General features: G+C 65.7%; 4 protein-coding genes. 3 read left to right on the top strand and 1 reads right to left on the bottom strand.

Annotated features, from left to right (window positions below; all coding sequences use genetic code 11):
- Positions 1-223: 223 nt before the first annotated feature.
- Positions 224-3643, bottom strand: a complete 3420-nt coding sequence (locus AC1DQP_RS02375) for a response regulator (RefSeq protein ID WP_478051036.1) — start codon at positions 3641-3643, stop codon at positions 224-226.
- A 453-nt stretch (positions 3644-4096) separates the two neighbouring features.
- Here AC1DQP_RS02375 and AC1DQP_RS02370 point away from each other — a divergent pair, with 453 nt between their 5' ends.
- From AC1DQP_RS02370 to AC1DQP_RS02360, 3 genes are all read left to right on the top strand, one after another.
- Entirely contained in the window at positions 4097-4618 is a 522-nt protein-coding gene (locus AC1DQP_RS02370; protein ID WP_306175426.1) for a DUF6622 family protein, read from the top strand.
- A gap of 243 nt (positions 4619-4861) precedes the next feature.
- Positions 4862-5131 carry a hypothetical protein gene (locus tag AC1DQP_RS02365; protein WP_256775613.1) on the top strand — a complete coding sequence of 90 codons (270 nt, stop codon included), beginning with the start codon at positions 4862-4864 and terminating at the stop codon, positions 5129-5131.
- Between the two features lie 171 nt (positions 5132-5302).
- Positions 5303-5983, top strand: a complete 681-nt coding sequence (locus AC1DQP_RS02360) for a L,D-transpeptidase family protein (RefSeq protein WP_256775612.1) — start codon at positions 5303-5305, stop codon at positions 5981-5983.
- Positions 5984-6000 lie beyond the last annotated feature (17 nt).

Here is a 6000-nt window from a genome sequence, read left to right as displayed (position 1 = left end):
ATGTATGGCTCCGCAGTCGGGCGTGTTCTTGGCAGGCGATCCAGGTATGCCGTGTACGACATTGCCAGGGCCCGTTGAACAGCGCCGCGAACTCGATCTCGCGCGCGCATGAAGCGAACGCATCGCACCGCTCCCCGGGTTACCGCCAGCCCGCTGCAACAGCGCACACACCTGCACGGTTCCTGGGCGACAGAGCCGTCGCCCAGGAAAAACTCCCCGCAGGTCAGGGCATCAGCCAGACCCGGATCAACGACACCAGCTTGTCCACGTCGAGCGGCTTGGCGACGTAGTCGTTGGCACCGGCCTGGATGCATTGCTGCTGATCGTCAGGCATCGCCTTGGCGGTGAGGGCGATGATCRGCAACTTGGCGAAGCGGCCGCCCTGTCGAATCTCCCGCGTCGCGGTCAGCCCGTCCTTGACCGGCATCATGATGTCCATCAGCACCAGGTCAATGGGTGCCGGGCCCGCGACCGCGGCGGTCAGGGTGTCGATGGCTTCCTGGCCGTTGCGTGCGATGGACACCTTGCAGCCATGTGGCTCAAGCACGTTCATCAGCGCGTAGATGTTGCGGACATCATCCTCGACGATGAGCACGCGGCGACCTTCCAGTGCCGTGTCCCGGTGTTGCGCCGTGCGGATCATGCCCTGCTTCGATTCGGGTAGATCGCTGACCACCTGGTGCAGGAACAGCGTGACTTCATCGAGCAGGCGTTCGGGTGAGCGCGCGCCCTTGATGATGATCGAACTGGAGTAGCGGCCCAGTCGCACCTCTTCGGCGGGCGACAATACCCTGCCCGTATAGACGATGATCGGCGGCAGCGCATGCGGGCTCTGCTCGCTGAGCATCTCGAGCAGCTCGAATCCCGATGCATCGGGGAGCGTCAGGTCCAGCACCATGCAGTCGAACGTATGCTGTGCCAGCGCCTGGATGCACTCGGCCGCCGAGCGCGCGCCGATCGTCTTCACGTCGGCCAGGCCCAGCAGCTCGCGTACCGCATCCAGCTGGACGGCGTCATCCTCGACCACCAGGACCAGACGCGGACGCTGCGACAGCCGGCGCTCCAGGGAGAGCAGCACRTCGGCCAGTTCCTCGCGGGTGGTCGGCTTGCCGAGATAGCCCACCGCACCGAGCGACAGCGCCTTGCGCGAATGATCCATCGCCGAAATCACGTGGATGGGAATATGCCGTGTGCGCATATCGTGTTTGAGCACGTCGAGCACCGACAGCCCCGATTGGTCGGGCAGGCCGACGTCCAGCACGATGGCGTGCGGAAGCTCCGCACGCGCGGCGGCCAGCGCCTCGCTCGCGGTGTGCGCTACCTGCGCGCGGAAGCCCATTTCACTGGCAAGGTCGCTGACAATCTGACTGAAGGCGAGGTCGTCCTCTACGATCAGGATCAGGCCCCGTCCGTTGTTGCTCACCGTTGCGCCTGCATCGCTTGGCGGGCGCGTGGGAAGCGGTGCGGGTCTGGCATCCTGATGCGGGGCAGGGCGGATGGCGGCGGACGTGGCGCGCGCGGGCGCCGCCGTCGGGCCTGCCAGCCGCGCCGCGACCACCAGCCGGAAACAGCTGCCGTTGCCGGGCTCGCTTTCCACGGTGATGTCGCCGCCAAGCAGTCGTGCGAGCTCCTGCGAAATGGACAGCCCCAGGCCCGTGCCGCCGTAGCGCCGGCTGATCGATCCGTCAGCTTGCTGGAAGGCCTCGAAGATGCGCGTCTGCTGCTCGGGCGCGATGCCGATGCCGCTGTCGGTCACCGAGAACGCCACCCGGCCGTCGGGCGCCGCCGCCGCCGATACGGTCACGCCACCGGTGTCGGTGAATTTCAACGCGTTCGACAGGAGGTTCTTGAGGATCTGCTCGATGCGCTGGCGATCGGATTCCACCACCTGTGGGCAGTCGGCCGTCATCGATACGTCCAGTGACAGGCCCTTTTCGCTGGCAACCGGGCCGAGCAGTGCGGCGATGTCCGCCAGCAGTTTCTCCACGCCAAAGCGCTCGGCATGCACCTCGATGTGCCCGGCTTCGATCTTGGACAGATCGAGGATCTCATTGATGAGGTTGAGCAGGTCGCTGCCGGACGCATGGATGGTCCGCGCGAACTTCACCTGTTCCGCGCTGAGGTTGCCGTCGCGGTTGTCGCCCAGCAACTTGGAAAGAATGAGTGCGGAATTGAGCGGCGTGCGCAGCTCGTGGGACATGTTGGCCAGGAACTCGGACTTGTACTGGCTGGCGCGCTGCACCTTGTGCGATTCGGCCACGATGGCAGCGTTGGCGCGCGCGAGCTTGTCGCGCTCTTCTTCAAGCTGCTGCGACTGGTCGAACAACTGGTTGTTGGTCTGTTCCAGTTCGGCCTGCTGCTCCTCCAGCTCGTGCYGGGAGCCGCGCAACGCACGGCTCTGTTCCTCCAGTTCCTCGTTGGAGACCCTCAGCTCCTCGCTCTGCACCTGCAGCGCCTCGGACTGTCGCTGCGTCTGCGCCAACAGCTCGGTCAGCTTGGCCCGGTAGGCCGCTGATCGCAGGGCGACCGCCATGTCCCCGGAGGCAAGCTCGAGCAGTTCGACGACGTCGGCGGGCACCGCACCGAAGAAAGCCAGCTCGATCACGCCGCTCACCTCGCCCTCGTGGATGCTCGGGGCGATGACCAGGTGGCGAGGCTGGGCGTGACCCAGTCCCGAGCCGATCGTGAAGTAGCCCGGTGGCACATCCGACACGACAAGCGCGCGCTTCTCGTCCACCGCGCGGCCGAGCAGGCTTCCGGCGCCGCGCAGCCCGTCGGTGCCGTCCGGCGCTGACGCGGTGCCCACCGCGCCGATCTGCCGGAAGCCGGCGGCCCCAGGCACGAACAACATGCCCGCCTCGGCGCCGGTGAAGCGCGCGAGGAAGCCCAGGCTGGCGCGTGCAAGTGCGCCGCTGTCCAGGTCGCCGCCGGTCGCCGTGGCCAGCTCAAGCCGGCCCCGCTGCAACCAGGCATCCCGTTCGCGTGCCCGCGAATGGCGGCGGAGCAGGACGGCGATGAAAATCGTCAGCACACTGCCCAGCACGGCACTGGCCGCGCCCGAGGTCAGCGCCGCGCTGTAAGCCGATTCCATCTCCGTAAGGCGCCGGGCGCGCTTTTCCAGTTCGATGGCGCCCATGGCGGCCAAGCGCGCGCGAATGTCGTCCATGGCCGCCTTGCCGCGATTGGAGCCGACCACAGCCAGGGCAGGTTCCAGCCCTTGCGTGCGGCGCAGCTCGATCGTTTCACGCAGTTCGTCCAGCTTGTCCTGGACCCGACGCCCCAGCAGCTTGAGTCGGTCCGCTTGCGCAGGGTCGTCCACAAAGGCCTTTTCCATGGCCTCCAGCCGAGTGCTGGCAACCGCCAGTGCCGTTCGATAGGGTTCGAGGTAGCTGTCGTCCCCGGTCAGCAGATAGCCGCGTTGGCCGGTTTCGGCGTCCTGTACCGCCGAGAGCACATCGCCCAGGGCGGTCATCGTCTCCTGGGAGCGGATCACCAGGGCGCTGCCCTCTCGAATGGTGCGGATGTTCTTGCCCGCCAGGAACCCGCTGCCGAGGAAGAAAAGCATGACCACCAGCAACGGCAGCAGTATGCGCAAGGCGGCGCCGGCCGGGGTGGCAACGCGGGGTTTGGGCGTGGAGGTCATGGGCTGGCAAGAAGGTGGATGCAACCGTTCAGTTTATCACGCTGCCGGACGGCGCAACCCGCTGACCGGCCACCCACAACCTGACGGTGGCTGGGGCAGAAACGTTGCGACATTTGTAAGGCCGCTGCGAAACACCGCAGGACCTCGACAAGGCTCGCGGGTGCAGCCCGGGAACTGATGGGCAGKCGTGGCATCGACGCAGTGATTCAACCCTGGCCCCCGATCCTGGCGACCGCATCATCAAGGTGATCCCGGTTGGCGAGCAGGGCAACTGCCGCATGGCTGTGCACTGCCACCGCAGGCATGTCTGCAAGCCGTCGCGCCACCCAAAATGTACTTCCTGATGCCTGACACCTGTCACTTGTCCCGGGCTGGCGCAAAGCGAGAATGGACCCACTCCCGCACGGCGTTACATGGCCGGCACCCGCCCACCTCAAGGAATTTCCCGTGATCATGCTGCAGCAACTCATTTCGAATACCCCTGTGTGGGTCTGGGGGCTTCTGGTCTTTCTGATCACGCGCGGCGTCGCTGCGATGAAGCCCGCCGAAGCCTCGCTCACGAAGCTGGCCATCGTGCCGGCCCTCTTCACCGCTTGGGGCCTGTGGTCGATAAGTGGCCGTTTCGGCGGCGCCTGGGAAGCATGGGGCGAATGGCTGGTTGGCATCGGCGCGGGCGCAGTCCTGGGGTGGATGCTGCTGCGGCGGGCAACGCTCACCATGAACACCTCAACGGGGAAGTTGTGGCGCAGCGCGGACTACAGCCTGCTGCCGCTGCTGCTGGTCACGTTTGCGGTGAAGTACGGTTTCGAAGTCGCGCTTTCCGCGTCCCCTTCGCTGAGCGCCGACGGCATGTTCCGCGCCGCTTACCTGCTGCTGTCGGGTGGGTTCACCGGCATCTTCATTGGCAAATACTGGCGGTACCTGCGCGCAGCGGGCGTTGTCACGCCGCGCAGGAAGCTGGAAGCGGCGGGCTGAAGGCAAGACGGGCGTATGCGATGTGATGCCTGAGACGACCAGACGCGTCCTGCGTCTGGTCGTTCGCGCTGCCAAGCCCGGGGAACAGCGCGGGCTGAGCAAGCACGGCATGTCGGCCGCCGTGCCGGGGCCCGCCATTCTTCACGCGCCCTCCACGTCTTCCAACTTCAGCTGAAGCCTTTTCATGGACGCAACAAAAAGGCCGCTATATTCCGGGTACCCCAGACGAAAGGAGGGTGTGCAATGTCCTTAACCCAGCAGCATCTGAAAATGGTTCGTACGCTCGGCATCGCGATTGTCGCCACCGTGGGACTTAGTTCCTGCGCCACCTACAAAAACGAATTTGCATCGATCAACTCCCGCCTCGATCAACTTGACACCAAGGTGCAGGGCGCGGCGCAGAGCGCCGAATCGGCGAACCAGTCCGCGCAGCAGGCCAACCAGCGTCTGGATCAAATTGAAGGCCGCGTCCAGCAGCTCGAACAGGCACCCCGTCGCAAGCCGCGCGGTTAATCGTTCTTTGGCACGCGGTCAGAAGCACAAGTTTTGAAGAGCATCTGAATCGGGAACCGGTGGCCGTTGCGGCCACCGGGCTCCTTTGATCACGACGTCTGCATTCCACGGAGTTGTCCCATCCATACGTACTTATCCCCTGCATTCCGGGCCGCCTGTGGCGCACTGGCCATGGCGCTCGCGTTGGCGACCGTCGGTGCGGCCAGCGCCGAGGATGCGGCCGCGCAGCCGGTAGCTGCCATTGATGAGCTTCCACAAGGCCAGGAAGTGTCCGACACCGTGATCGAACTGGCGGGCTGGGTTGTCGCCAGCAAGGACAGCCAGGGCTATCCGTTCGCGATCATGGACAAGGCTGCTGCGCAGATCCTCATATTCGGCGGTGATGGTCGGCTTCGCGGCGCAGCGCCTGCGCTGTTTGGCTCGGCCACCGGCGATCATTCGGCCCCCGGCGTCGCCGGCCTCGCGCTGCGCGAAATTCCAGGCCGCGATCGCACCACGCCCGCCGGTCGCTTCGTGGGTGGCTATGGTCCGTCCATCGACGCCGGGCGCGTGCTGTGGGTGGACTACGACTCGGCCGTTTCCATCCATCCCACGCCGCCTGGCACGCCGGCCGAAAAACGTGCCGAACGCCTTGCATCGCCTACGCCGGACGACAACCGCGTCACCCACGGCTGCATCAACGTGTCGTCGGAGTTCTACGAGCGCATCGTCCGGTCCACGTTTGAACGCGGCGGGGTGTTCTACGTGTTGCCGGACAAGGCGTCGCTGGCGGAGACGTTCCCGGAGTTCGCGAAAAGTCGCGCGACCGCGCAGCGCGAAGAAGGTAAGCGCGAACGCTCTGCAGGGAAGTAAAGGACGCTGGGCCTGGC

It is taken from the genome of Stenotrophomonas sp. P5_A8 (genome assembly GCF_056400545.1).
Note: the sequence above shows the minus strand (reverse complement) of the source record. Positions and strands in the feature narration are given on the sequence as shown.

Excerpts from the sequence above, each read along its gene's own strand:
- AC1DQP_RS02370 (WP_306175426.1), top strand. The coding sequence starts at position 4,097 with ATGCTGCAGCAACTCATTTCGAATACCCCTGTGTGGGTCTGGGGGCTT.
- AC1DQP_RS02365 (WP_256775613.1), top strand. The coding sequence starts at position 4,862 with ATGTCCTTAACCCAGCAGCATCTGAAAATGGTTCGTACGCTCGGCATC.
- AC1DQP_RS02360 (WP_256775612.1), top strand. The coding sequence starts at position 5,303 with ATGGCGCTCGCGTTGGCGACCGTCGGTGCGGCCAGCGCCGAGGATGCG.